The following is a 23,728-nucleotide window of genomic DNA, read 5'->3' on the forward strand; positions in this document are numbered from 1 at the left end:
CGAAGGTGGTGATGGGGTCGGTGGGAGTGAAGAACGGGCTGGTGTTGTTGATGCCGAAGTTCAGCGTGCCGGTATTGAAGAACCCGATGTTGCCTTCCCCGACATTGCCGTAACCAAAGCTGGGCAACGCGGCTGCGGCCGGCGAAATCAGTTGCGCCACGGCCGCCGCCGCGCCGCCGTGATAGCCCAGCATCGCCGCCACGTCCGCCGCCCACATCTCCTCGTAGATGCCTTCAATCGCGGCGATCGCCGGCGCGTTCTGCCCGAAGAGATTCGACAGCACCAACGACACCAGGTTCGAGCGATTGGCCGAGATGAGCGCCGGGTGAACCGTGGCTGCCAGCGCCGCTTCGAATGCACCCGCGACGGCCTGTGCCTGTGACGAGGTTCCCGCCGCCTGGGCGGCCGCCGTCGCCAAGTAATTGGCGTACGGCGCTGCTGCTGCCGCCATGGCCTGGGCCGCCGGACCCTGCCATGCCTGGGCGGTCAGCTCCGAGGTCAATGCCGAGAACGACTCCGCCGCGGAATCCAATTCCGAGGCCAACGACTGCCACGCCGCAGCAGCTTCCAGCATTGGACCCGAACCCGCGCCGGAGAACATCAAAGCCGAGGTAATCTCTGGCGGCAGCATCAGGAAGCTCATTGTCGGGTCACCCTTTCCGTGTCGCGTCGCTCCGGCTGCATCTTTGCCGCATGCACAGAGCCATCCGATACGCGCCGATATTGCCATGCGATAGCGAATTGAGTGTGTGAATACATTAGATTCGTGGCCGTAGCGGAATTGTCCAGTGAGTTAATTTCGGTCCGCATGCCTGATGAACAGCAGATTTGTTGCAGTGCCAGCCTTCCTGTGAATTTCTCTCAGGTTCCGCCGGTGAGCTTCGGCCGACATTTGACTACAAACTCTTGCCGGGATTGCCTTCTCAGCGCGATCTAAGCCACAGCATATTACGCTGAGAATTTCTCAGAATTGGGCATTTTCGCGGCAGTTGAAGTTTGCCAATATCTCTCAGCCGGCCTATGAGGCACCGTCGAGCGTAAATCCCGCGACGCTTCGTCGGCGTGTCCCGTCGTGCGATGCACACTCGGCCGGGGCGTCGAGTCGAGCCGGCCTAGGCCTCGAGGTGAGTGGGCGCTAGTTGAATGTCGGCGGTCCCTCGTGCGGTCGCTGAATCTCCGCAAAGGTCGGAGCGTGGGCGAGCGTCACGAGCGCGTCGAACAGATCGTCGGCCTCGCGGCCGGTGGGAATCCCGGTCAGCACGGGGCCGAAAAAACAGGCGTCGTCAATGCAGAGGATCGGGCACCCGCCGGGACCACCGAGGGCGTCTTGGCTTTCCTGATGTGCGAGGGCAAGCGCGTCGTCACGCTCGTCATCGAACATTGCCTCAGCGAGGGTGCTGTCGACTCCGCATTCGGCCAGAATCTCGCCGACTAGCTGTGGTGTCATGTCGTCGCCTGCCTCGTGAAGATGCCGGCCGAGCGCGGTATACACCGGTTCGGTCAACTTGGGGCCGCTGACTTCGACGGCGGCCAGCACGACGCGCCCGAGTTGATGCGACATCTCAAGGTGCTTGCGCTGTTTCTCCGACTCGTCAGACTGGCCTTCGTTGAGTAACGCCAGACTCATCAGGTGCCAGTTGATGTCGAGGTCGCGGTGGCCGGACTGGTCGAGCAGCCAGCGGGAGGCCGCCCATGCGAAGGGGCACACCGGATCGAAATAGAAGTCGATCCGTGTCATCGCGCGCCACCGGATTGTGCGCCGCGTTGCAGGTGCAGGCGGGATAGGTCTTTCCTCATTTGCAGCGGGGTACCCGGCAACAGTTCGGGTAATCCCTATACCGCGATCGGGAATCAGCGGGGGCGGGATGCATGTCGCAATAACCCTGCGCTGCAATAAGATTCGTCACAGTGACGAATTCAAGTGGGCCGGGGGTGTGGGGCTCAGGAATAGTGGGGATTCGACCGGACGATCGCGTAGTGGGCGGCCACGAGGGGTAGCGCGGATTGGTCGGATGACTCGGGCGTCAGGGGCTTTGTCTTGAGGTGGTCAGTGGGCGATCGGCCTTTGATAGGTTGCGTGCGTGTCGGAGAACGCGATCGTCATCGGATCGATCGCGCTCGCCGTCCTGATGGTTTTGTCGATCGCGTGGTTCGTGCGGAGGGCCTTTGTACGGCACGATCCGAACCGGGCTGCGGCAAGTGTGACGGTGGTGCCAAATGCGGCCTTTGAGCTCCAACTACCGGGCGGTCCTGGCGAGCTATATTTCCGTTTCGACATCACCGGCGACACCGACGGCTATTACGATCTGCTGGTCTCGGGCGAGGTTGTCGACGAGCTTGGAGGTACCCGCACGTTCGCCGTGAGGACAAGCCCCCACAGCAAGCTCGAGGGTGCCGCCAGCGCCCGCCACGCCATTACCACCTACGCATTGACGACCTTTAAGGGCTCCATTCCACTTGCCACGGTCCGCCCCGGCGATCGCACCGCGCGGGGCGTGGTTACCGAGCATCCCACTGGGTTGTTGCGTAATGGCTGGGTCTACATTCCGCGCAGTAAGTAGATCGATCAGCCGCCAGCGGGGCGGCGGCAGAGCACGTCCGCGCTGTCAGCGTGAGTCTCTAGTGGTGCTCTGATGAAAGGGTTTACGCCGACGTCGCGATTTCCCGTGTTGCTCGCTCGAGTTTTCTGAGCAGACGCTTCTGAGTCATGGGTAAGGTGCGAGCATAGACCGGTTCGATCATCGCGAGTCTGCCGGAGAAGCTCAATGCCAGCGTCCAACGCAGCTTGCAGCGCCCAGACGACAGGGGCGTGACGTCGTAGATCTCGGTTAAGCCGCTCAACCAGCCGATGCTCACCGCAGCGACACTGAAAGCTATGCGGCGGTTGGGTTCCCAAGCCCAAAACACTTCGTCGATCCGGTGACCGCCCAACATCTCCACGGCGCGGGTCGTCCCGCTCACGAACGGCTTCGAGCTCGTCCAAGTGGTCTCGCGCATACCGGGCACCCATTTTGGCCACCACGCCTCGTCCTCGAATGCGGCGAACAGCTGCTCTGCGCTCACCGCCATCTCTCGTTCCGCGATGCCGACAGCCCTGGCGGTCGCGGGGAGGTTCTCATCAACGACCAGCTCGTGCATTGCACCTCCTGCGGCTAGGCCGATTCAATCTAACACCGCCGACGGAAAAGAGCTGCGACAGAACATAACCGGGAACGGCCCATCCGCGAATCGTCACTGTGACGTATTGGCGACGAGGACGGCGGGAGGGAGTTGGCGCCGGTCTCCGCGCAGTGGCCGCCGGCTGCGGACCGGTGCGCAATGTATGGCCGGGTAGAACCTGACGCGGCCCGAGTAGGAAGGCGGCCCGAGCCCCGGGCGATATGCACTATTGGGCAACCTTGGATTCCGGGCCGGGTCGGACAACGGCCGGGCAATAGATCCTCGTTCGTGGCGAACCGGCAGCTCATCCAATTACCGATAAGCGACATTATGTCAAGTTGAATACGCCGTACTCCTCCGAATCCCGGGGCGCCCGCTGGGTGGCCAAGTACGACGGCAGCCTGTACGGAATCAAGCGTCCTGGAGCTGTGCCAGACGCCGTTCGCGGGCGATGAGAAAGAGTGGAACGGCCACGCTGATATCAACGACGAACCCCAGCGCGACGTACACCCACAGGTACTTGACGTCGATCCGGCGTGCCTCGACAACCATGAAGACAAGCGCTGCGACCGAGACCAGTGTCAGGTCGATGGTCATGGAGCTGACGGCGTGATTGGCGAAACAGCTCGCGAGGAAGTCGAGCGTGTCTCCGCCGGCCGAGAAGTACGCGATGTTGTGCGCCCAGGTGGCGATGAGCGCCACCAGCGCGATCACCCCGTAAAGGATGCAGAGGTTTCTTCGGGCAGCGGTCATACCCGTGAGTATTTGTCCACCAGAGCAATTGTCAATACTTGTGGATTCGGATGGTCAGGCGACCTCTGCTTCGGTAAGTCCGAGAGGTTCGGTAAGCGTGATGTCGATGCGGCGTTCGAGCAGTTTGCCTTGGTTCGTCGGCTTGAGTATGCGCAAGAATACGGTGGAATCGGAGGTGGCGGGTTGCCGGGAAACCGCGATGCCGGCGCCCGGTCCCCCAAATGTTTTCGCCCGGTCGCCCAAGCCTCTATCGTGCGCCAGCACCTCAGTGCCGACGTCGGCATCCCAACTAGCCCGTACCGCTGTTAACCCATCGTGAAGATCGCGCCCGCGGAGAGCCCAATTAGCGCCATGAGAGATACCAAGATCATCGTGGTGGCCGCGCGTACGATCTCTTCTTCGGTGAGCCGCCAACGCGGTTTCTGTTCGACGAGTGCGGTGTCGTCTCGACAGCCAAGTGCGTTGATGCTTGCAACCGCCGCGATGAAATCGTCATGGTTGTAGGCCGCGCACTTGTCGACTTGGTCGTGCGCGTCGATTGCGGTGCTCATGTCACAGCCCCCCAAGGCTTGCGGACGCCGATAGGCGTTACGCGGATCGAACGCTTAGGCATTTCGTATCTCCAACGATAGGAGCGCGAAATCGCGATTGCGGCAACGATCCCTAACGGTCACAGCACAAGTGGGCGGCTTCTGGCGCTGCGGTCGTCATGCGCCACCGCTAAATGCCAGCCTGGGCGTAGATGTTTTTGTGGATCGTCTCGCAGATGTCCTCGAGGGGAAGGTCGTTCGCGTCATCCCCAAAGGGGCTTTCGATCTCTACGCCTATTTCCTCGATGCCAAAGAATGTGTAAGCGATGATGAGGACATCGACAATGGTTGTCCAGCCGAAGGTCTCGACCATGGCGAACGGGAGGGTGAAGCAATAGAGAACCAGCGCGCGGCGCAGGTGAACGGCGTAGGCGAACGGCATCGGAGTCTTGTGAATTCGTTCGCAGCTGCCGAGGTAGTCGACTAGGAGCTGAATGTTCTCGTCCATCGACGTGAGCATGATGTCAGAGATCAGGCCGCGCTCACGCGCCTCCCCGAGGCAAGCGGACATCTTGCCGGCCACAGCGAGAGCGGGATGCTGGGCGTCGCTCACTTCCTTCGTCTCGGCGGGCGGAAGTTCGGTGATATGTGGCCAGGGTCCTTTGATTCCGCGCAGGACGTGCATGGTCGCCCAGGGAAAAGCGGCTGTCCAGCGGGTGAGTCGGGCGACCAGCGCCGGATCCCCCTTTATGTAGACGCTGGCGCTCCGGACGAGGTTCCGTGTTTCATTCACGATCCCTCCCCAGAGTTTGCGTCCCTCCCAGAAACGCTCATAGCTGGAGCTGGTGCGGAAGACCAGCAGGAGACCGAGGGCAAGGCCCATCAGTGTGTGCAGCTGGATCGGCATGCCGACTGGAGCGACGTAGTTGTGAAAGGCGACAACCGCCGCCGACCATGCGACGCATAGGGAGACTCGACCGATGATCTCCCGGACGAGCGAGCCCCGGATATCGAAAAAGTGGTCAAGCCATTTGTGCGAATCGTATTGGATCATAGTCAATTTCGCGTAGTTGGGATGGACGGCTCAGCTGCCGCACCGCCGCCGGATCGTCTCAGATTTCGATGCCTGGCGCAACACCTCTGGTTTCCATTACCGATATCCAATGGTGTCGTGCCATGACGGGCTATCGCGCGAGGCCGAGGAATGCCATCATCGCTCGCTCGACCCCGACGACTTGCTCCGCTGTTAGCCGGCCGAGTCGGGACTGGACGTTCGACCTCTTGACGGTTGTGAGCTCGTCGATCATCAGGTCCCTGTCGTGATCAAGTCCGGATCACCGGCCGGCTCCGCCGGTTATGCGGATCCGCATCAACGGCGCATCCAGCAGCGTGCTGGACATGGAGCAACCGTTACCGAACTCGTGGCATCGGCCGCCGCCAAAGCCCCCGACGGCCCGCAAATCCCCCAAGGCCCGCACGCAGGCGTTGTAGCATCCAGGCACCGTTCGTGCGGTCGGAGGGAGGTTTGGTGGGGGCGGAGTCGGCGGGCGAGGCCTTCGGGCGCTACCGGCTACTCGAGACGCTCCGTTGGGGCGGGACAGGCACGGTCTATCGGGCCTACGACACGACGATGAGTCGCGAAGTTGCCGTTCGGTTGCTCCCGTCGGCGTCGACGGACGAGCCGGGGCGGCATGAGCGACTCCGCGATCGGCTCGCCATTGCGGCGAGGCTGAGCTGTCCGCACATCATGCCCATCTACGAGATCGGCACCATCGACGGACGGCTCTACTTGTCGATGCCCATGTTCGACGGGACTGATCTTCACAGCTTGGTCTGTCGCGACGGTCCGCTGAATCCACGGTCCGCTGTTCGCGTAATCGAGCAGGTTGCCGTGGCCCTGGAAGCGATCCACAACGAAGGGCTGGTTCACGGTGATGTGAAGCCGTCGAACCTGTTCGTGGCCTGGGGCGAATTCGTGTACCTGCTCGATTTTGCGGTGGCGCCCGAGCGCTACGGTCCCGGTCCCGTCGAACCCAGCACCGACATCTATTCCCTGGCCTGTGTGCTGTACGAGTGCCTGACCGGAGAGCAGGTCGTTGAAGGCGAGCAAGCGCCCAAGCCCACCGACATCAACCCCGCAATCCCGGCTGGATTTGACGAAGTGATGGCGCGTGGCATGGCCAAGCGGCACGAAGACCGCTATCAAACCGCCCGCGAGTTGGCTGTCGCGGCACGAGATGCCCTCGCCTCCCCCGTCGCTGCAGCAGCGAAGCCTGCGAGTGAAGTCGAGTTCGGCCGCTATCGGCTGTTCGAACTGCTCGGTCAGGGAAGCATGGGCTCGGTTTATCGGGCCCATGACACCGCCCTGGACCGCGACGTGGCCGTCAAAGTGCTGCGGCCGGAAATGGCTACCGAGCCGGGCTTTGACGAGCGGTTCCGTCGTGAAGCCTATGCGGCCGGCCGATTGGCCAACCCGAACATCATCCCCATTTACGACGCCGGGGAGATAGATGGGCGTCTGTATCTGGTGATGCCGATCATCAACGGTGTCGACCTGCACACCGTGCTGCGCCGCGACGGGCCAATGAGTCCGCCCAAGGCAGTGCGGGTAATCGAACAGGCCGCTGCGGCGCTGGACGCAGCCCACAAGTCGGGGCTGGTGCATCGCGATGTGAAGCCGTCGAACCTCCTGATGGTCGCCGATGAATTCGTGTACTTGATCGACTTCGGACTGGTGCAAGAGGCGGTCGGAACTCGCTTGACCCGCACGAATATCAATCCAGGGACTCCGGCGTATATGGCTCCGGAGCGCTTCAAGCTCGAAACCATCGCCGATGCTCGGGGTGACGTGTACTCATTGGCTTGTGTGCTCTACGAGTGCCTGACTGGGCAGCCACCCTTTTCCGGCGGCGGTGTGGAGGGATTGGCCGCCGCTCATCTGTTCAGCGAGCCGCCCAAACCCCGCAGCATCAACCCCGCAATACCGGTCGGTTTTGACGAGGTCATCGCGCGCGGGATGGCCAAGGAACTCGATGACCGATACCAAACCGCGAGTGAATTGGCTGCGGCTGCAACGCAGGCACTCGCCTCCGGCTCCGTCGATGTCCTCACGGAACCGTCCGCCGCACCGCCGGCCACCGACTCGACAGACGCGGCGCCGACGTCGCGCAATCGTCGGCGCGCCTTGGCCATCGCCGCCACCGTGATCGTCACTGCCGCCGTCGCCGCCTTCTTGGGGCTCGCCAACCAAACCCATTCGAAGGCGCCGGGTCAGACCCCGTTGCCGTTCACCGGTCTCGCCGGACCTGCGGGCATTACGGTCGACGCGAAGGGCGACGTGTACGTCGTCGACAGCGGCAACAATCGGGTGCTGAAGTTGTCCGCGGGCTCGACGAGTCAGACTGTGGTCCCGTTGGCCGGCCTGGATCATCCCGACGACATATCGGTCGACAATGCGGGCGACGTGGTAGTCACCGAACCGGGGCGGCACCGGGTGCTGGAGCTGACGGCAGGGTCGACGGCCCCGGTCGTGCTGCCGTTCACCGACCTCGGGGAGCCCACGGGTGTGGCGCTCAGTTCGCACGACCCTCGCCCGGACCAAGCCGTCGTCGTCACCGACGCCACACACAACCGGGTGCTGGCGCTGCGGATGCATTCGGCCGAGCAGACTGAGCTGCCGTTCACCGGATTGGACGGTCCCTCAGCCGTGACTGTCGGGCTCGACCATGCCGTCTACGTCATCGATCGGGAGAACGAGCGGGTGCTGAAGCTGCCCCGGACGGCGATCGTCGATACCGTCCTGCCCTACGTGATTGGTCGTCCGGACTGGGTGGCGGTCGACACCGACAGCAACGTGTACGTGTCCGACAGCCACGGGAATCGGGTTCTCAAGCTGGTCAGGGAATCGAGCACGGCGATCACGTTGCCGTTCAACGGCCTTAGCAATCCACAAGGCGTCGCGGTCGACGCAGCCGGCAACGTCTATGTCGTGGACGCCGGCAATAACCGGGTGCTGAAGCTCCCCCCGAACTGACAGTGCAGGAAGGCGCCGACGTTTTCGCGGCGCTGTCGCGCTTGCTGACTCATCGGGGCTGACGATCATATTCATCTGGTTCTGTCCCTTGTTCCGGTCTAGATGCCAGAGGATTCTCTACTGCATGAGCGGGCGCAGACCTGCTTCTGGCGCATGGAGATATCTCGAGGAGCGAGCGCATGACATCCCTCACGCTTCCCAGCGACGAGACAGCGGATTTCACCGAGGGTGACGTCTACTTCATCGGGAACGCAACAACGCTAATCCGTTACGGTGGATTGACGATTCTCACCGATCCGGCTTTTCTACATAAGGGCGAGCATGTTCACCTCGGCCACGGCATTTGGGCACGGCGCGAAGTGGAGCCGGCCTGCCAGATCAGCGACCTCCCGCCGATCGACCTGATCGTCTTATCGCACTATCACGGTGACCATTTCGATGACGTGGCGGCGCGCGAGCTCGATAAGGCATTGCCGATCGTCTCGACGGCCGACGCGGTGGACAAGTTGAGAGCTCTCGGGTTCCAGCGCGGTCTCCCCCTCGACACTTGGGAATCCGTCGAGGTACGTAAAGGCGAAGCGACACTGAAGATTACGGCCATGCCGGCCAAGCACGCGACGGAGGAGGCTGTCGAGGAATTGCTCATGCCCGTCAACGGCCACCTGCTCGATTTCGGCCGCGATGGTGAGCTGCGGTACCGGCTGTACATCACCGGGGACACCATGCTCGTCGACAACCTGAAAGAAATCCCCCAGCGATACCCGGATATCGACCTGGGCCTCATTCACACGGGCGGCACAACATTCCTCGTGACTGTCGTAACGATGACGGGCGAGCAGGCGGTACGTGCGGTCGAAATCACCAAGCCCCGCACCGCGATTCCGATCCATTACAACGACTTCTCGGTGTTCCTCTCCGGCCTTGACGACTTCCAGAAGGCAGCTGAGGCATCACGCACCGCAACCGAATTCGTGTATCTGGCGCACGGAGAAAGCTATACATTCACGCCGTGTGAATGAGGCACCCGGTTACCGTCAGCGTCGGTGCCGTAAGTGACCGGGCAGGGTTACCCAGCCCGCGGGAACATCGGCCGTGAGTGCCAGGTGCACGAAACGGCCCACCGCGGCGTTGGCGGCTCGACTGGGATTCCACTGCAACGTATATGGCACAACTTGGGCCGGTCGCACCGGTCGAGTGGGGGTCCTCAGTCCGGTCGCAGCCATCGACGCGGTGGTCAGGATCCAATCGACCTCGTTCTGCTCCGCCCAGCGGCGGGCGAACAAATCGGTATCGGCCAGCTCGACCATCGCCGGTGCGACTCCCGCCGCTTGGAGCGCCTGCAGGTGTGCCCTGGACCAAGCCGGGAAGAGCGCCGCGCTGTGGAGGCCGAACGTCTCCCCGGCCAGATCGCTCAATGCGACCGAATCCCGTTCGGTAAGAGGGTGATCGGGCCGCAGCGCCACCTGCAACGGCTCGCCGCAGAACACTTCACCGACTACCCCCGGTGGTTCCGCGAACGCGCCACAGGTGATCGCGACGTCGACGGTGCCGTCGGTCAGGGCCCGGTCCAAGTCCGGCAACCACAACCGTCGAGCGACGAGGTCGACGTCCGGGGCCGCGTTGCGCAGAGCCGTGGCAAGGTGGGGCGCCAGTGCCGGTGCAACCGGCGGCGTGATGCCCAGGCGAACCGTGCCGGCCTGGCCTGCCGCCAGCCTGTGTACGGCGGCGCAAGCCGATCCCACCTCGTCGAGAATGACTTTCGCGCGACCCAGCAGTTCACTTCCGGCGCTGGTCAGGGCCACTCGACGGGTGGTGCGGGTCATCAGCTTCGTGCCCATCTCGCGCTCCAAGCGCCGGATCAGGTCACTGACGGTCGGCTGCCCCATGTGCAGCTTTCCGGCCGCGCGCCCGAAATGCAGCTCGGTCGCGACTGCCACGAAGGCTTCCAGTTGGCGCAGCTCCACGCCTGCTCACCGTCCTCGACTGGTCAATCTATCTATCGATAGGTAGATATACCCAATGTAGGAGTTCAGGCTAGGGTTGTCAAAAGCTATCTACCGATAGGGAGGGTGATGAGCGACACTGCCGAGCGGCTGATGGATCTGGCCGAGGGGCACATCAGCGACGCCGGATACAACAGCTACAGCTTCCGCGATCTGGCCTCCGAAGCCGGCATCAAAAGCTCCAGTGTCCACCACCACTTCCCTACCAAGGCGGCGTTGACCGTTGCGGTGATGCACCGGTACACAGACAAGGTTCTTGCGGCGGTGGCGGATGCGACGGCCGGCGGCGTTGATGTGGTCTCGGCTTACTTGGCGGTGTTCCGAGATGTGCTGCAGACGACCGGACGCATGTGCATGGGCGGGGCGCTGGGCGCCGAAACGGTAGGCCTGCCGGCAGAGGTTGCCCAGGCCGCCCGTGACTTTTTCACCCGCGTGACGGGCGACCTCGCGGAACGGCTCGGCGGGCCCGATCCGCGCGCACGCGCCGTGCAGATCTTTGCCACCTTGGAAGGCGCGATGATACTGGCTCGCGCACTAGGTGACACCGATGTGTTCGACCAGGCGACCGCTGCCCTGACCTGACACCGAAGGGCATGCCTGCCGGAGTCGTGATGTGCGGGCCAACGGCATTGATGCCCGCCAACGATCACTGCGATTCGGCATTGCTCCTTTTTCCGCGGAGGCGCTGCGGCGCAATCTTTAGGCGTACCCACGCCTATCGATGAAGGAAAGCATGACCGAGTTCAGCACGCGTTATCACACGGTTTCCATCGACGGCCTCGACGTCTTCTACCGCGAGGCCGGTGACCGGACCAATCCGACATTGCTTCTCTTGCACGGTTTTCCATCCAGCTCACATATGTTTCGCAATTTGATCGACTCTCTGGCCGACTCCTACCATCTGGTGGCGCCCGACCACGTCGGCTTTGGACGCTCTTCGATGCCCTCGGTCGACCAGTTCACCTATAGCTTCGACCGGCTCACCGAAATCACCGAGAAGCTCATCACACACCTAGGTCTGGAACGCTTCGCCATTTACATCCACGACTACGGCGCGCCCATCGGATTGCGCATCGCCAGCGCACAACCTGACCGGATCACCGCGATCATCACCCAGAGTGGAAACGCGTATATGGAAGGATTCACACCTTTCTGGGACAGGCTGTTCGCACACGCGAAAGACCGTGCGGCAAATGAAGACTCGGTACGCGAATACTTCACGCTGGCGACGACGCACTGGCAGTACACCCACGGCGTTCCGGCGGACCGGCTTGACCGCATCGCCCCGGAGACCTGGCTCTTGGATCAGGCCGGCCTGGATCGCAAGGGCAATGACGCCATTCAACTGCAGCTGTTCTGGGACTACCAGTTCAACCTCGACGGCTACCCCAAGTTCCAGGAGTATTTCCGTACCCACCAGCCTCCGTTGCTTGTTACCTGGGGCAAGAACGACGAGATTTTCGGTGCCCCCGGCGCGGAAGCGTTTCGTCGCGACCTGCCCGACGGGGAGTTTCACCTGCTCGACGCGGGACATTTCGCGCTGGAGACACACGGCGATGAGATCAGCGGTTACATCCGCGAATTTCTCAGCCGGCTCTGACGAGCTCTGGGCTTTCGCGGTGGGCGGCGCCGGCCGCTCACCGCGAGAAAGGAGATGCCGCCATGGATTACGGGGCCTTGCCCCCGGAAGTCAACTCCGCGCGTATCTATGCCGGTCCAGGCGCGGCACCGATGCTGGCCGCCGCGACAGCCTGGGACAGGCTTGCCGGTCAACTCGACTCAGCTGCAACCGATTACGCGGCCGCGGCAACGCAACTCAGTGCGGAGCAATGGCTGGGCCCGGCCGCGGAGTCGATGGCCGCCGCGGTGCTGACCCAAGTCGCATGGCTCATCCACACAGCGGGCCTAGCCGAGCAGACCGCGAGTCAGGCGAAGGCGGCGGCGGCGGCCTTCGGCGCGGCCTTCGCAACGACCGTGCCGCCACCGATCATTGCGGCCAACCGCTATCTGCGGGCGTCGCTGGTCGCGACCAACACGTTCGGTCAGAACACTCCTGCGATTGCGACCACTGAGGCCGAATACGCCGAGATGTGGGCCCAGGACGCCGGCGCGATGTACGAATATGCCGCGGCTTCGGCGCGAGCGGCGACGTTGACGCCGTTCAGCCCGCCGGCGGCGGCCATGGCCGATCTGCCGCAGCCGGCGGCGCTGCCCGCCCTCCTACAAAGTCTCGGGCTCACGCCGCCGCTGAACCTGTTGTCACCGGCCAACACGGTCATGGGGACGACGAGCCTGGCCAATGCTTATGCCGCGTCGGAATCGGCATCGCAGGCCAGGACCGAGATCATGAACGTGGGATACGAAATCTCGGCAACCGAAGACCAGATTCTCGCGCGCCTCGACCAGTTGGGTGCGCCGCGCTTGACCGCCGCCCCGACGGGTTCGGTGCAAGCCCGGGTGTCAGCCGGAATGGCCGCGGCGCGAACGGTCGGCGGCTTGTCGGTCCCCCCGGGTTGGGCGGCCGCTCCGGCGCTGCGGTCCAGCGTAAGTCCGTTGCCGCACGCGAGCTTGCGCGGTGACACGTTCGCGTTGGGGCGAGACGGTTTCCTGGGCCCACTGGCTTCGATCGGTGCGGCAACAGTCGGGTGCCGGGTCGGCACCGCGGGGTCACCCCCGAAGCCGGACACACTGATGAGGCCGGCAGCGACCGGGCCGGTCGCCACCTTGGCGGCCGACCTCTACGAGTTGGCACGGTTACGCGACTGCGGAATCTTGACCGACGAGGAATTCAGTCGGCACAAGGGCCGGCTACTTGCGCAATAGCGTCTGAGTGCAAGCGAAACGCCCGTTGGCGGGGAGGTATTCATGAGCAAGCACTACCCAAGCATCGCTTTCACCGACGCGGTCCGCACCGTCCAACGCGACCATGGCAGCGAAGCTTTCTATGACCGCAAACGCGTCGCCGGCAAGGCCGCGCCCGGCCGCGACCCACTCACCGTCATCGAGCAGGACTACCTAGCCCAGCGTGACAGCTTCTACCTGGCAAGCGTCAGCGAGTCGGGCTGGCCTTACGTCCAATTCCGCGGCGGCCCAACCGGATTCCTCCGTGTACTGGACGAACACACCATCGGGTGGGCTGACTTTCGGGGCAATCTGCAGTACATCACCACCGGCAACCTGGCCGGTCAAGATCGCGTCGCGATCATCACCGTCGACTACGTGCACCGACGGCGCCTCAAGATCTTTGGTCGTGCCCGGGTCGTCACCACTCAGGAAGATCGTGAACTGGTGGCGTCCTTGACCGTGCCCGATTACGACGCCGCCGTCGAGCGCGCCGTCGTTGTCGACGTCGAGGCATTCGACTGGAACTGCCCGCAGCACATCACGCCGAGGTACACCGCTCCCGAGCTTCAACAAGTGCTGGCGCCGCTGCGGAACGAGCTCGCGTCGCTGCAGGCGGAGAATGTCCGACTGCGAAATGAGATTCGGTCGTCTGAGTGACCGGCACGTCTTCGGTCGCCCAGTGGCAAACCAGTGACTTTCCAGGGAGGATCTCAGCATGGCGAAACTGGTGTCGGTGAACGTCGGTAAGCCGAAAAGTGTTTCTTGGCAGGGTCGTACCGTCTACACGGGAGTCTGGAAGAGCCCCGTTGCGGGACCGCGGATGGTTCGCCGGCTCAACATCGACGGCGACGGCCAAGGTGACTTGGACGGTCACGGTGGGGAAATCCGGGCGGTGCTCGTGTACCAGGTCGCCTCCTATGACCACTGGGCGGCCGAGCTCGGCCGGGACGACCTGACACCGGGCGCGTTCGGGGAGAACCTGACCGTCGACGGGCTACCGGACGACGAAGTTTGCATCGGGGATCGCTACCGGATCGGTCAGGTGGTCCTCGAAGTCACCCAACCTCGGGTTACTTGTTACCGGGTGGGGATCCGGCTCGGCGAGCCACGCATGCCGGCGCTGCTGGTGTCGCACCGACGGCCGGGCTTTTACTGCCGCGTGCTGACCGAAGGCGAAGTCGAGGCTGGACAGGCCATCGAGAAGATCGCCGCCGGCCCCGAAGGCCTGACCGTCGCCGAGATCGACGCTCTCCTGTATCTGCCGGGCCATCCTCGCGAGATTTTGAAACAGGCACTGCGTATTCCCGCGCTGAGTCCCGGTTGGAAGTGGTCGCTGCAGCAGCTGCTCGATCAGGACGCTGCCGACGCAACAGCGGCGGGTAACAGCGGGTTGACCGGCAGCAACGTGCCACCGCCGGCGTGGCCGGGCTTTCGGCCACTGCGCGTGACCGACACTCATGACGAAAGCTCAAGCGTGCGTTCGGTTTGGCTGGGCGAGCCCGACGGCGCGCCGCTGCCGGACTGGCTGCCCGGCCAGTCGATCACGTTGCGCATTCCCGCCCAACCCGGCGGCGAGCCGCTCATCCGCAATTACTCGCTGTCGAACGGGCTCGGCACCGGCAAGTACCGGATCAGCGTCAAGCGGGAGCTGCGCGGTACCGTCAGTGCCTACATTCACGACCACGTCCGCCCCGGTGACGTCATCGACGTCGCGGCGCCGCGGGGCACCTTCGTCCTGGACGGGGGTCAGGGCCCACTCATCCTGCTGTCCGCGGGAGTCGGTGTGACGCCGGTGATTTCGATGCTGTATGCATTGGCGATGACCGCGTCGAAACGGTCCGTCTGGTGGGTGCACGTCGCGCGTAACGGCGCGGAACATGCGCTTGCAGCGGAAGCGCGGGAGTTGCTGGACGCTCTGCCCAACGGGCGATCACACATTTCTTATAGCGCGCCGGCGACCACCGACCGCGTGGGTGTCGATTACGACGACGCGGGCCGGCTCACCGCAGACCAGCTCGCCGGCCTGGCCCTGCCGGTCAACGCGGAGGCGTTCCTATGCGGGCCGGATTCGTTCATGGACGAGATGGGTGAGGCGCTCGTGGCACGCGGTCTCGACCCCGCCAATGTTCATCGGGAGAAATTCGGCGCCCGTTCCGCCCTCACACCAGGTATCACCCCCACCGATGTCAAACCTCCGCATCAACCGGAGGGCCCGGCGGGACCAGGCCCGGACATCCAATTCGCTCGCAGTGCAATTTCCGCGAAGTGGGCTCCCAGCTACGCAAGCCTGCTCGACTTCGCCGAAGCATGCGACGTGCCGACCCGGTGGTCATGCCGTACCGGTGTATGCCACAACTGCGAAACGGCGCTGCTCTCCGGGGAAGTGCGGTACAGCGTCGAACCCCTCCAACGCCCGGCCTCGGGCAACGTCCTCTTGTGCGTTTCCTCTCCGTCTGAGGACGTCGTTCTCGACCTCTGAGGAAGCCTTAACGCGATCGCTGCCAACGGTATTTGCCACCGAGAGCGATCACAGTGATCTGATATTGCCGCTTTTTGGGGGCGGCGTTGTAAGCCAAGCTCGAACCCGAGTCAACACGAAACATGCTTTGCCGCAAAGAATCGAGCACACATGACATACCTGACCAACGCTGACGACCTGGATCGCTTCGTCTACTCTCAGACTCCGGGTTACGTCGAGCGTGAGGTGCGGCAAGTCTTCCACAACGCGGTGCCCCTCAAAACCGTGGTCACCTACTGTTATGACCCCCGCGCGGCCGACATTCCGTTCCAACTCGCGAAGTTTCTGGCCGACGAGGTGTATCCGGGCGAGGTGGTGCATGACCGCGAGGGCAGAAAAGTCGGTTCTACATCGACAATCTTTCCCGTGGTGGTGGCCGGTGGCCGCGCGGTCGACGCCCTGCGATCCATCACCATCGCGCATCATCTATTCGGCCTGGAGAGGGTCGTTGTAGTACACCACACAAACTGCGGCACAAGCAGTTTCACCGGTCAGGGCCTCCTCGATGCGTACCAGCTGGAGCAGGGCATCGACATCGGTGGTGCCTACGACTTTCCAAGCATCGCCATCGATCACCTGACTTCTACGCTGCGCCATGATGTTCAGCTCGTTCGCGACTCGCCGGCGGTTCCGTCGTCGGTGGAGGTGATCGGCCACGTGTACGACATCGACGCCGATGCATTCGTCGGCGATGTCAGCGTCACGCCTCGATAACTCGGGGAAGCTTCCTAGTCATCCAGCGGCTGGCCCAGGTGATAGCCCATGCGCAACTCGTAGTCCCCGGGCCGATTGCGCCCGGCGGCCAGGGCCGCTTCCCGCCGGCGTTTGGATCCTGGCCAGTCGAACGAGTCGAGGTAGATCTGCAGCGAGGACACCATATCCTCCGGCGAGGGCAAGGTGTGGCGGTTGATCTGCTCCTTGACCACCGCGATACAAGCCTTGTCGTAGGAGGCGATCCGGCGAGCCAGCTTGTCTACCAACGCATCTAGATCCTGATCGGCAACCGCACGATTGACCCACCCGTAACGTTCGGCAAGCTCAGCCGGGTAGTCGTCGCTGGACAGCACAACCTCCAGGGCCCGAGCACGACCAAGCAGTAGCGGAAGGTGTTCCAGGCCGCCCCCGCCGGGCAGGTTTCCGCTGGCGGTTTCCGGCTGGCCGAAGAGCGCCCCTTCGCTGGCGAACCGCATGTCCATCGCCAGGGCCAGTTCGCTACCGATCCCCCGCACCCGGCCGCGAATCTTGGCGATTGATACCACCGGCAACCGGGAGAGGCGGATGCTGGTGTCGACCGTGAGCGGGTACCCCGTGGGCCCTAACCCTTTCGGCGTTTCGGCGACCCTGGACGTGTCGTAATGATTCAGAAAGTAGTCCGGGTTGGCCGACTCGAACACCACCACGCGTAATTCAGGCGCCGCCGTCATCTGGTCGATCAGTTCGGGCAATTCGAGAAGTATCTCCGGGGTCACCATGTTTATCGGTGGGCTGTCGAAGGTGACCCGCCACAGCGACTCGTCGTCGACGTGAACGGAAAAATGCGTCCACTGCTGCACTTTCACGCCCCATCCTCGTACCGGAAACTCAACGACGGCTAGCGCAAGTAAACCAAGGCATTGTTGCCGCCCTGGCAGATCGAACCGGCAGCGGTACACGTCATCGAATAGGTCTGACCGGTGACCGGGCTCTTCACGTCGAACGGCTGTGAGCCGTTTCCGTAAGCGTGGTACGCCTCGGCGGTGCTGAGGGCGAATTGGCACGACGTTTCCGAGTTGCCTGCGTAGACCGACGCCCCGCGACTCGACTTGCCGCAGTAGGTGTCGGCCTGGGCTGACGGAGTGGCAGTCAGGGTGCTTACCGTGGCGACTGCCAATGACACAGCCGATACACCGAGGATTTGCTTGATCATCGGACGAACCTCTCGCTCGGGATGTAACCAGCTGACCTGATGCGACTCCGAAAGCGCAAGACTTCTGGGCATCGGCTGAGCCGGAAAAAGGCGACACCGTCAGAGGTATGCCGCAAACTTGAGTAATGGACCCATCCCCCGTGCCCGCTGAATCGCGCCGCCCCTTGAAAGGCCTGTCAGACATCCGCGCGTTCTTTCACACCAACAAGGTGCCGCTGTACTTCATCTCGCCGACCCCCTTCAACCTATTGGGTGTTGACCGCTGGATCCGAAACTTCTTCTACCTCACCTACTTTGACTCCTTCGAGGGCACACATTCGCGGGTCTTCGTGCCCCGGCGACGCGACCGTCGTGATTTCGACTCCATGGACGAGGTGTGCAGCCATCTGCTGTCCGATCCCGAGACGCTGGAGTTCATCGCGGGTCGCGGCCCCGGCGGCAAGTGCTGCTTTGTGATGCTGAACGCGGAAATCCAGGCACTTGCGCGGCAGGCCGGTCTCGAGGTCATGCACCCGCCGTTAGAGCTGCGCGAGCGGCTGGGCTCCAAGATTGTCATGACGCGCCTAGCGAACGAGGCGGGTATACCGAGCGTCCCGCATGCGATCGGGCGGGCCGGCTCCTACGACGAACTGCTGGCGCTGGCGCAAACCGCGGGCCTGGGTGACGACCTGGTCATCTCCGTCGCGTATGGCAACGCCGGTAGCGGCACGTTCTTTGTGCACGGTCAGCGCGACTGGGACGAGCACGCCGCCGACCTGACCTGCCAGCAAGAAGTCAAAGTCATGAAGCGCATCCGCAATGTGGAGGTGTGCCTGGAAGGTGCGGTGACCCGCCACGGCACCGTGATCGGCCCGGCGATGACGAGTCTCGTCGGCTACTCCGAGCTCACCCCGCACCGGGGCAGCTGGTGCGGCAACGACATCTGGCGTGAGGTGCTGCCGCCGGCGCAGACCCGCATTGCGCGAGAAATGGTGGGAAAGCTTGGCGACGTCATGCGCCGCGAGGGTTACCGCGGCTACTTCGAGGTCGACCTGCTGCATGACCTCGACTCCGATGAGCTGTACCTGGGCGAGGTCAATCCGCGATTGAGTGGCGCCAGCCCGATGACGAACCTGACCACCGAGGCCTACGCCGACATGCCGCTGTTCCTGTTTCACCTGCTCGAATACATGGACGTGGAATACGAACTCGACATCGACGAGATCAACGCCCGTTGGGAGCGGGGTTATGGCGAGGACGAGGTGTGGGGCCAGGTGATCATCACCGAGACATCGCCGGATCTCGAGATCTTCACCGCGACACCGCGCACCGGTGTGTGGCGCATCGACGACGAAGGACGCGTTTCGTTTGCGCGCTCCGCCAACGACTGGGCCACGCTGCTCGACGGGTCCGAGGCGTTCTACATGCGCGTCGCGGCACCTGGCGATTTGCGTTCGGAGGGCGCGCAACTGGGTGTGCTCGTCACCCGGTCACACCTGCAGACCGACGATTACCGGCTCACCGAACGCTGCCAACGCTGGGTCAAAGGCATGAAGTCGAAATTCGTATCGACGCCCTTGGTGCCGGCGGCGCCGATCGTCTCCCGCCTCGTCGCACGAGCGTGAGCGTTCCGGCTGGCATCTCGCTGCAGAACTGGCTGTCATTTCCCTACGCGCAGTGGTCATTTCAGCATGTCGAAGACATGGTGCCTACCGAGTTGATCTCCCGTGGGTCGGGGCCGGTCGCGCCGCTGGCCAGCGCGCAGACTGCAGTGGCCGATATTCCGGTGACCACCAAGCGGGGGGTGGCCACCACCGTCGGCACCGTGATGGCCACCACCGCCACCGATGGCTGGGCCGTCGCCTGGCGCGGTTCGCTGCTGGCCGAGCAATACTGCGGAAGCCTGACACGCCACACCCGACACCTGCTGTTCTCGGTGAGCAAATCGCTGGTGGCCGTCGTCGTCGGTGCGCTGCATGGGTCTGGCGCCATCGAACTTGACGCGCCGGTGACCGCATTCGTCCCCGCCCTGGAACACTGCGGCTACGCCGGTGCGACGGTGCGCCAACTGCTGGACATGCGGTCGGGGATCGCGTTTTCGGAGAACTACAAAGACCCGTCGGCAGAGGTCCATCTCCTCGATCAGGCGATGGGGTGGGCGCCCAAGAGTAGTACCGACGCACCCGCCACCCTGAAAGACTTCTTGCTGACCCTGCAGCGTAAGGCGCCGCACGGCGGCCCATTTGAATATCGCTCGTGTGAAACCGACGTGCTCGGCTGGATCTGCGAAGTCGTCGGCGCCCAGCGGATGCCCGCGCTGATGTCGGAACTGTTGTGGAGCCACATCGGCGCAGAGGCCGACGCCAGCATTGGTGTCGACAGCGACGGCACCGGCCTGTTCGACGGCGGCATCAACGCCTGCCTCACCGACATGATCCGGTTCGGGTCGCTGTTCCTGCGCGACGGCGTCTCGTTGACCGGTCGGCAAGTGGTGCCGGCGGCGTGGATCGCCGACACCCTCGACGGTGGACCCGACTCGCGCGCAGCGTTCGCCGCCGGCCCCGACGACAACGAAATGCCTGGCGGGATGTACCGCAACCAGGTGTGGTTCCCCTACGAAGGCAGCAACGTGCTGCTGTGCCTGGGCATGCGCGGCCAGATGATCTATGTCAACCGAGCCGCGGAGGTAGTCGCCGCCAAACTGTCCACCGAGTCCGAGTCACACGAGCCGCACACGGTCGATGCGCTACGGGCTTTCGACGCGGTCGCTCACGAACTGACGCGCACGACTTGATGCAGCGTCGCCGATGCGCGGATGCGCCATTGGCGCGACTCTTGCGGTCGCGTCGACGGCTCGGAATGACAGATCAGGCGGCGCCGAACACCACCGCAACATTGTGGCCACCCATGCCGAACGACTCCGTCACGGCATAGCGAAAATCGCCGCGGCGGGGCTCCCCGGCAACGACATCGAGATCGATCTCGGGGTCCAGCTCAGTGAGGTTCAACGTGGGCGGGATGATTCCGTCCCGCAGCGCCTGTACGGTCAGCACCGCCTCGACCGCCCCCGCGGCGCCCAGCGAGTGACCGAGCGCCGCCTTGGGTGCATAGACCGCGGGCGAGTGGGCTCCGAGCGCCCGCCGGATGGCCCGGGCCTCGGCTAGGTCGCCGGACTTTGTGCCGGTCGCGTGGGCGTTGACGTGGTCGATGTCGGTCGGTTGCAACCCCGCCAGTTCGACGGCGCGGGCAATCGCGTCGCCGGCGCGCTGGCCGCTCGGGTCCGGCTCCACGACGTCGTATCCGTCCGACGTCGAGGCCGCGCCCATCAACCGGGCGAGGATCGGCGCGCCGCGGGCCTTGGCGTGCTCCTCGCTCTCGACCAGCAGCAGCGCGCCGCCCTCCCCGAAGACCATGCCGTCGCGGTGCGCGTCGAACGGCCGGCACGCGCCGGGCGGATCGTCATTGTTGGTCGACAACATGCCCAGCTGCCAGAACGTGGCGGTCGGCACCGCTTCGATGACGGTCTCCACCCCGCCGCAGATCGCGACGTCCGCCTCGCCGAGGACAATCTGGCGCCAGGCTTGCGCGATTGCCGTCGCTCCCGAAGCGTCGGCCACCACCGGCGAGATGACTCCCGCCTTGGCCTGGCGGTCGAGCCCGACCGCGGCGGCCGGCGCGTTGGGCATGTATTTCTGCACCGACAACGGCGTGACCGCGCGCATGCCCTTGACCTTCCACACCTCATACCACGGCGGAATGTCTTCGGTGCTGCCCAGCGCCAGACCTATCGAGACCATGAGCCGGTTGGTGTCGACGTCGGGTGTACCGGCCTGCTCCCACAGTCGCCGGCCCAGCACCGTCGCCATCTTCTGCATGAACGCGAACCGACGCGACTCGACACGGTTGAGTTGCTCGTCGAAATTTTCGCGCAACGGACCGCCGATACGCACTGGCGAATCGAACTCGGTGACAAACGGCTTGTCGAGCTCGCGAATTCCGCTATGCCCCTGCAGCAATTGCCGCCAGGTCTCCTCGGCGTCAGTTGCCAGCGCGGTGGTGGATGTCACCGCGGTGACGACGACCCCGCCAAGCCCTTCGCCGGTTCTCAACCCTGCCATGACGGTCGCTCCCCTTCCGTCCCTACCAGCATCCCTGGGTTCCGACGCTACCGTGCGGCACACTTTCTCCAGCACGCACCAACGAATGGAGCCGCTTTTGCCAACCGTGCCAGAGCCTTTCGTCGTCCACGAGTCCGGTGCGTTACTGCACGGAACCAAGGCCGATCTCGCGGTCGGTGACCGGCTGGTGCCCGGGTACCGCTCGAACTACGGCGGCGGACGCACGGCCAATCACGTGTACGTGACGGCCACCCTGGATGCCGCGGTGTGGGGTGCCGAGTTGGCCGTTGGCGACGGCCGCTGCCGCGTATACATCGTGGAACCCGAAGGTCCGCTGGAGGACGACCCGAACGTCACCGACAAGAAGTTCCCGGGCAACCCGACCCGCTCCTACCGCACCCGGCAGCCGGTGAGGATCGTCGGCGAGCTCACCGACTGGGTGGGGCACTCACCCGAGCAGCTGCAAGCCATGCGCGACGGCCTGGCTGATCTCGAGCGCCGGGGACTCGCCGTCATCTACGACTGATTCCGTCCTTACCGCGCTGAGGCGGGCAAAGATTGTGGTGTCCTGAGTCGCGGGCGGCGCCGGCGACCGGCGGCAGCTGCTTGCAATGCATGGCTGTAGCGTGGCGGCCGTGAAGCCCTCCCGGATGCATTCCCTCGCCGCGCTCACGGCCTGCGTAGCGGTCACCGTCCTGGCGCCCGCCGGTGTGGCAAACGCGGCCGCCACCTGCCCGACCGCTGCCCCGCAGAGCGGCGCCGCCCCCGATTGGACATTGAACGGGGCCACCGGCAGCGTCGCCGTCACCGGTTCCACCGATGCCGCGGCGCCGCGCGTTGCCGTGACGCCGCCCTTCAGCGTGACCCAGACGCAGGTGCAGACGCTGCACGCCGGGGACGGGCCGCTGGTCCCGGCCACGGCCCGGGTGACGGTCTGCTACATGGGCGTCAACGGTCGCGACGGTTCGGTGTTCGACAACAGCTACGAACGCGGCGCCCCGGTCGCCTTCCCGCTCACCAACGTCATCACCGGCTTCCAGAAGGCCATCGCGGGGCAGAAGGTCGGTTCGACGGTCGCCGTCGCCATGACCCCCGCGGATGGTTACCCCGACGGTCAGCCCAGCGCCGGGATCAAGCCCGGCGACTCGCTGGTCTTCGCGATCAAGATCCTCAGCGCCTAGAACCGCTAACCCGCCGAGCGGCCCTTGGGCCGCGCAAGAAAGTCTGCCCATGAGACGACGTCGGGATGCTTCTTGAGCAGCGCCCGGCGTGCGCGCTCGGTCAAGCCGCCCCAGATGCCGTACTCGATGTTGTTGTCCAGCGCTTCGGCGGCACACTGCTGCATCACCGGGCAGTGTCGGCAGACCGAGACGGCTTTGCGCTGCTCGGCGCCGCTCACGAACAGCTGATCCGGGTCCTGGCTGCGACAGAGTGCGTTCATGACCCACTCGCGGTCCCCTCGCTCACTTGAGCGTGTCGTGGTTTGTGCTGTCGCAAGCGCTGCAACCGGCCGCATTCCTGACACCGAACCCATCCCTTCCGTCTGATCGCTAGATACATAAATGTATCAGATACGACATCGATGCCGGTTGTGGGATCCGTCACGCACCGGCGAAGGTCACTCTTTGGTAACTACGCGCCGTCAGCCGAGACCGTTCAACCCGGGCGACCCGAAAATGGCGCCGCCGGCCCCGCCAGTGCCGGGGTCAGCCGGCGATTGGGTACTGCCGCCATTCCCGCCGGCGCCGAACAGCACGGCATCCCCGCCATTGCCGCCGGCGCCGAAGGCGGTGGTCGACAGTTCGGATGCGCCGCCAAGACCGCCCGCGCCGCCGTTGCCGATGAGGCCGGCCTTGCCGCCGATGCCGCCGTTGCCGCCATGATC

At 64.1% G+C, this 23,728-nt stretch carries 25 protein-coding genes and 1 pseudogene; 13 read left to right on the forward strand and 13 right to left on the reverse strand.

All coding sequences use genetic code 11. From position 1 onward, the window contains the following. Both BN972_RS16470 and BN972_RS16475 read right to left on the reverse strand, forming a co-directional pair. The coding region (locus BN972_RS16470) for a PPE family protein (RefSeq protein ID WP_148305407.1) at positions 1 to 643 on the reverse strand (643 nt) is incomplete at its 3' end. Between the two features lie 492 nt (positions 644 to 1,135). Next, positions 1,136 to 1,738 carry a mycothiol-dependent nitroreductase Rv2466c family protein gene (locus BN972_RS16475; RefSeq protein ID WP_036359856.1) on the reverse strand — a complete coding sequence of 201 codons (603 nt, stop codon included), beginning with the start codon at positions 1,736 to 1,738 and terminating at the stop codon, positions 1,136 to 1,138. A 343-nt stretch (positions 1,739 to 2,081) separates the two neighbouring features. Here BN972_RS16475 and BN972_RS16480 point away from each other — a divergent pair, with 343 nt between their 5' ends. Then, positions 2,082 to 2,561, forward strand: a complete 480-nt coding sequence (locus BN972_RS16480) for a hypothetical protein (protein WP_036359858.1) — start codon at positions 2,082 to 2,084, stop codon at positions 2,559 to 2,561. An 82-nt stretch (positions 2,562 to 2,643) separates the two neighbouring features. Here BN972_RS16480 and BN972_RS27765 read toward each other — a convergent pair whose 3' ends face one another. The 5 genes from BN972_RS27765 to BN972_RS16505 all read right to left on the reverse strand — a co-directional run bounded on the left by BN972_RS27765 (position 2,644) and on the right by BN972_RS16505 (position 5,496). Continuing rightward, positions 2,644 to 3,138 carry an SRPBCC family protein gene (locus tag BN972_RS27765; protein WP_051545520.1) on the reverse strand — a complete coding sequence of 165 codons (495 nt, stop codon included), beginning with the start codon at positions 3,136 to 3,138 and terminating at the stop codon, positions 2,644 to 2,646. A gap of 432 nt (positions 3,139 to 3,570) precedes the next feature. After that, the gene (locus tag BN972_RS16490; protein WP_036359861.1) at positions 3,571 to 3,912 is read right to left on the reverse strand and encodes a DUF2834 domain-containing protein; all 342 of its coding nucleotides are present in this window, start codon (positions 3,910 to 3,912) and stop codon (positions 3,571 to 3,573) included. A gap of 54 nt (positions 3,913 to 3,966) precedes the next feature. Beyond that, complete coding sequence (locus tag BN972_RS16495) at positions 3,967 to 4,155, reverse strand: hypothetical protein (RefSeq protein ID WP_036359864.1); 189 nt, start codon at positions 4,153 to 4,155, stop codon at positions 3,967 to 3,969. 62 nt (positions 4,156 to 4,217) lie between these two features. Next, the gene (locus tag BN972_RS16500) at positions 4,218 to 4,463 is read right to left on the reverse strand and encodes a hypothetical protein (RefSeq protein ID WP_036359868.1); all 246 of its coding nucleotides are present in this window, start codon (positions 4,461 to 4,463) and stop codon (positions 4,218 to 4,220) included. A 169-nt stretch (positions 4,464 to 4,632) separates the two neighbouring features. After that, positions 4,633 to 5,496, reverse strand: coding sequence for a bestrophin family protein (locus BN972_RS16505; protein WP_036359871.1), 864 nt, complete (start codon positions 5,494 to 5,496; stop codon positions 4,633 to 4,635). 474 nt (positions 5,497 to 5,970) lie between these two features. Here BN972_RS16505 and BN972_RS16515 point away from each other — a divergent pair, with 474 nt between their 5' ends. Continuing rightward, positions 5,971 to 8,475, forward strand: a complete 2,505-nt coding sequence (locus BN972_RS16515; RefSeq protein WP_051545522.1) for a serine/threonine-protein kinase PknD — start codon at positions 5,971 to 5,973, stop codon at positions 8,473 to 8,475. A 179-nt stretch (positions 8,476 to 8,654) separates the two neighbouring features. Then, a complete protein-coding gene (locus tag BN972_RS16520; protein WP_036359874.1) occupies positions 8,655 to 9,494 on the forward strand; it encodes an MBL fold metallo-hydrolase in 840 nt (279 codons plus the stop codon). Between the two features lie 15 nt (positions 9,495 to 9,509). On the opposite strand, the gene BN972_RS27770 is transcribed toward BN972_RS16520, so the two are convergent. Then, positions 9,510 to 10,439, reverse strand: a complete 930-nt coding sequence (locus BN972_RS27770) for a LysR family transcriptional regulator (protein ID WP_051545524.1) — start codon at positions 10,437 to 10,439, stop codon at positions 9,510 to 9,512. Between the two features lie 108 nt (positions 10,440 to 10,547). On the opposite strand from BN972_RS27770, the gene BN972_RS16530 reads away from it, so the two are divergent. The 6 genes from BN972_RS16530 (at position 10,548) to BN972_RS16555 (ending at position 16,554) form a co-directional block, all read left to right on the forward strand. Further along, positions 10,548 to 11,060, forward strand: a complete 513-nt coding sequence (locus tag BN972_RS16530) for a TetR/AcrR family transcriptional regulator (RefSeq protein WP_036359877.1) — start codon at positions 10,548 to 10,550, stop codon at positions 11,058 to 11,060. Positions 11,061 to 11,211: 151 nt separating this feature from the next. Next, positions 11,212 to 12,078, forward strand: a complete 867-nt coding sequence (locus BN972_RS16535; protein ID WP_036359879.1) for an alpha/beta fold hydrolase — start codon at positions 11,212 to 11,214, stop codon at positions 12,076 to 12,078. Positions 12,079 to 12,140: 62 nt separating this feature from the next. After that, positions 12,141 to 13,301, forward strand: a complete 1,161-nt coding sequence (locus BN972_RS31030; RefSeq protein WP_036359882.1) for a PPE family protein, SVP subgroup — start codon at positions 12,141 to 12,143, stop codon at positions 13,299 to 13,301. 42 nt (positions 13,302 to 13,343) lie between these two features. Beyond that, the gene (locus BN972_RS16545) at positions 13,344 to 13,979 is read left to right on the forward strand and encodes a pyridoxamine 5'-phosphate oxidase family protein (RefSeq protein WP_036359886.1); all 636 of its coding nucleotides are present in this window, start codon (positions 13,344 to 13,346) and stop codon (positions 13,977 to 13,979) included. 58 nt (positions 13,980 to 14,037) lie between these two features. After that, on the forward strand, positions 14,038 to 15,801 hold the full coding sequence (locus BN972_RS16550; protein ID WP_036359889.1) for an MOSC and FAD-binding oxidoreductase domain-containing protein: 1,764 nt from the start codon (positions 14,038 to 14,040) through the stop codon (positions 15,799 to 15,801). A gap of 150 nt (positions 15,802 to 15,951) precedes the next feature. Beyond that, complete coding sequence (locus tag BN972_RS16555; protein ID WP_036359891.1) at positions 15,952 to 16,554, forward strand: carbonic anhydrase; 603 nt, start codon at positions 15,952 to 15,954, stop codon at positions 16,552 to 16,554. A gap of 14 nt (positions 16,555 to 16,568) precedes the next feature. Here BN972_RS16555 and BN972_RS16560 read toward each other — a convergent pair whose 3' ends face one another. Then, positions 16,569 to 17,399 (reverse strand): enoyl-CoA hydratase/isomerase family protein, encoded by an 831-nt coding sequence (locus tag BN972_RS16560; protein ID WP_200869734.1) that lies wholly within the window; start codon positions 17,397 to 17,399, stop codon positions 16,569 to 16,571. Between the two features lie 32 nt (positions 17,400 to 17,431). Further along, entirely contained in the window at positions 17,432 to 17,746 is a 315-nt protein-coding gene (locus BN972_RS16565) for a hypothetical protein (RefSeq protein WP_036359893.1), read from the reverse strand. Positions 17,747 to 17,871: 125 nt separating this feature from the next. On the opposite strand from BN972_RS16565, the gene BN972_RS16570 reads away from it, so the two are divergent. Next, entirely contained in the window at positions 17,872 to 19,350 is a 1,479-nt protein-coding gene (locus tag BN972_RS16570; protein ID WP_036359896.1) for a biotin carboxylase, read from the forward strand. Next, positions 19,347 to 20,519 (forward strand): serine hydrolase domain-containing protein, encoded by a 1,173-nt coding sequence (locus BN972_RS16575; protein ID WP_036359899.1) that lies wholly within the window; start codon positions 19,347 to 19,349, stop codon positions 20,517 to 20,519. The genes BN972_RS16570 and BN972_RS16575 overlap by 4 nt, the downstream gene beginning before the upstream one ends. Positions 20,520 to 20,592: 73 nt before the next feature. Here BN972_RS16575 and BN972_RS16580 read toward each other — a convergent pair whose 3' ends face one another. Then, positions 20,593 to 21,843, reverse strand: a complete 1,251-nt coding sequence (locus tag BN972_RS16580; RefSeq protein WP_036359902.1) for a KasA/KasB family beta-ketoacyl-ACP synthase — start codon at positions 21,841 to 21,843, stop codon at positions 20,593 to 20,595. An 85-nt stretch (positions 21,844 to 21,928) separates the two neighbouring features. Between BN972_RS16580 and arr the strand changes: the two genes are divergently transcribed. Next, positions 21,929 to 22,369 carry an NAD(+)--rifampin ADP-ribosyltransferase gene (gene arr, locus BN972_RS16585; RefSeq protein WP_036359905.1) on the forward strand — a complete coding sequence of 147 codons (441 nt, stop codon included), beginning with the start codon at positions 21,929 to 21,931 and terminating at the stop codon, positions 22,367 to 22,369. A gap of 85 nt (positions 22,370 to 22,454) precedes the next feature. Continuing rightward, positions 22,455 to 23,024, forward strand: a complete 570-nt coding sequence (locus BN972_RS16590; RefSeq protein WP_051545526.1) for an FKBP-type peptidyl-prolyl cis-trans isomerase — start codon at positions 22,455 to 22,457, stop codon at positions 23,022 to 23,024. A 5-nt stretch (positions 23,025 to 23,029) separates the two neighbouring features. On the opposite strand, the gene BN972_RS16595 is transcribed toward BN972_RS16590, so the two are convergent. After that, a complete protein-coding gene (locus BN972_RS16595) occupies positions 23,030 to 23,368 on the reverse strand; it encodes a WhiB family transcriptional regulator (RefSeq protein WP_036361102.1) in 339 nt (112 codons plus the stop codon). Between the two features lie 120 nt (positions 23,369 to 23,488). Further along, positions 23,489 to 23,728: pseudogene (locus tag BN972_RS30500) on the reverse strand (PE family protein); the annotation flags it as partial.

Source organism: Mycobacterium asiaticum DSM 44297, assembly GCF_000613245.1.
Lineage (GTDB): Bacteria > Actinomycetota > Actinomycetes > Mycobacteriales > Mycobacteriaceae > Mycobacterium > Mycobacterium asiaticum.

What these genes read in the sequence shown, in the direction of transcription:
- BN972_RS16475 (WP_036359856.1), bottom strand. Translation starts at nt 1,738, where the DNA reads ATGACACGGATCGACTTCTATTTCGATCCGGTGTGCCCCTTCGCATGG.
- BN972_RS27765 (WP_051545520.1), bottom strand. Translation starts at nt 3,138, where the DNA reads ATGCACGAGCTGGTCGTTGATGAGAACCTCCCCGCGACCGCCAGGGCT.
- BN972_RS16490 (WP_036359861.1), bottom strand. Translation starts at nt 3,912, where the DNA reads ATGACCGCTGCCCGAAGAAACCTCTGCATCCTTTACGGGGTGATCGCG.
- BN972_RS16500 (WP_036359868.1), bottom strand. Translation starts at nt 4,463, where the DNA reads ATGAGCACCGCAATCGACGCGCACGACCAAGTCGACAAGTGCGCGGCC.
- BN972_RS16505 (WP_036359871.1), bottom strand. Translation starts at nt 5,496, where the DNA reads ATGATCCAATACGATTCGCACAAATGGCTTGACCACTTTTTCGATATC.
- BN972_RS16520 (WP_036359874.1), top strand. Translation starts at nt 8,655, where the DNA reads ATGACATCCCTCACGCTTCCCAGCGACGAGACAGCGGATTTCACCGAG.
- BN972_RS16530 (WP_036359877.1), top strand. Translation starts at nt 10,548, where the DNA reads ATGAGCGACACTGCCGAGCGGCTGATGGATCTGGCCGAGGGGCACATC.
- BN972_RS16535 (WP_036359879.1), top strand. Translation starts at nt 11,212, where the DNA reads ATGACCGAGTTCAGCACGCGTTATCACACGGTTTCCATCGACGGCCTC.
- BN972_RS31030 (WP_036359882.1), top strand. Translation starts at nt 12,141, where the DNA reads ATGGATTACGGGGCCTTGCCCCCGGAAGTCAACTCCGCGCGTATCTAT.
- BN972_RS16545 (WP_036359886.1), top strand. Translation starts at nt 13,344, where the DNA reads ATGAGCAAGCACTACCCAAGCATCGCTTTCACCGACGCGGTCCGCACC.
- BN972_RS16550 (WP_036359889.1), top strand. Translation starts at nt 14,038, where the DNA reads ATGGCGAAACTGGTGTCGGTGAACGTCGGTAAGCCGAAAAGTGTTTCT.
- BN972_RS16555 (WP_036359891.1), top strand. Translation starts at nt 15,952, where the DNA reads ATGACATACCTGACCAACGCTGACGACCTGGATCGCTTCGTCTACTCT.
- BN972_RS16565 (WP_036359893.1), bottom strand. Translation starts at nt 17,746, where the DNA reads ATGATCAAGCAAATCCTCGGTGTATCGGCTGTGTCATTGGCAGTCGCC.
- BN972_RS16570 (WP_036359896.1), top strand. Translation starts at nt 17,872, where the DNA reads ATGGACCCATCCCCCGTGCCCGCTGAATCGCGCCGCCCCTTGAAAGGC.
- BN972_RS16580 (WP_036359902.1), bottom strand. Translation starts at nt 21,843, where the DNA reads ATGGCAGGGTTGAGAACCGGCGAAGGGCTTGGCGGGGTCGTCGTCACC.
- arr (WP_036359905.1), top strand. Translation starts at nt 21,929, where the DNA reads ATGGAGCCGCTTTTGCCAACCGTGCCAGAGCCTTTCGTCGTCCACGAG.
- BN972_RS16590 (WP_051545526.1), top strand. Translation starts at nt 22,455, where the DNA reads ATGCATGGCTGTAGCGTGGCGGCCGTGAAGCCCTCCCGGATGCATTCC.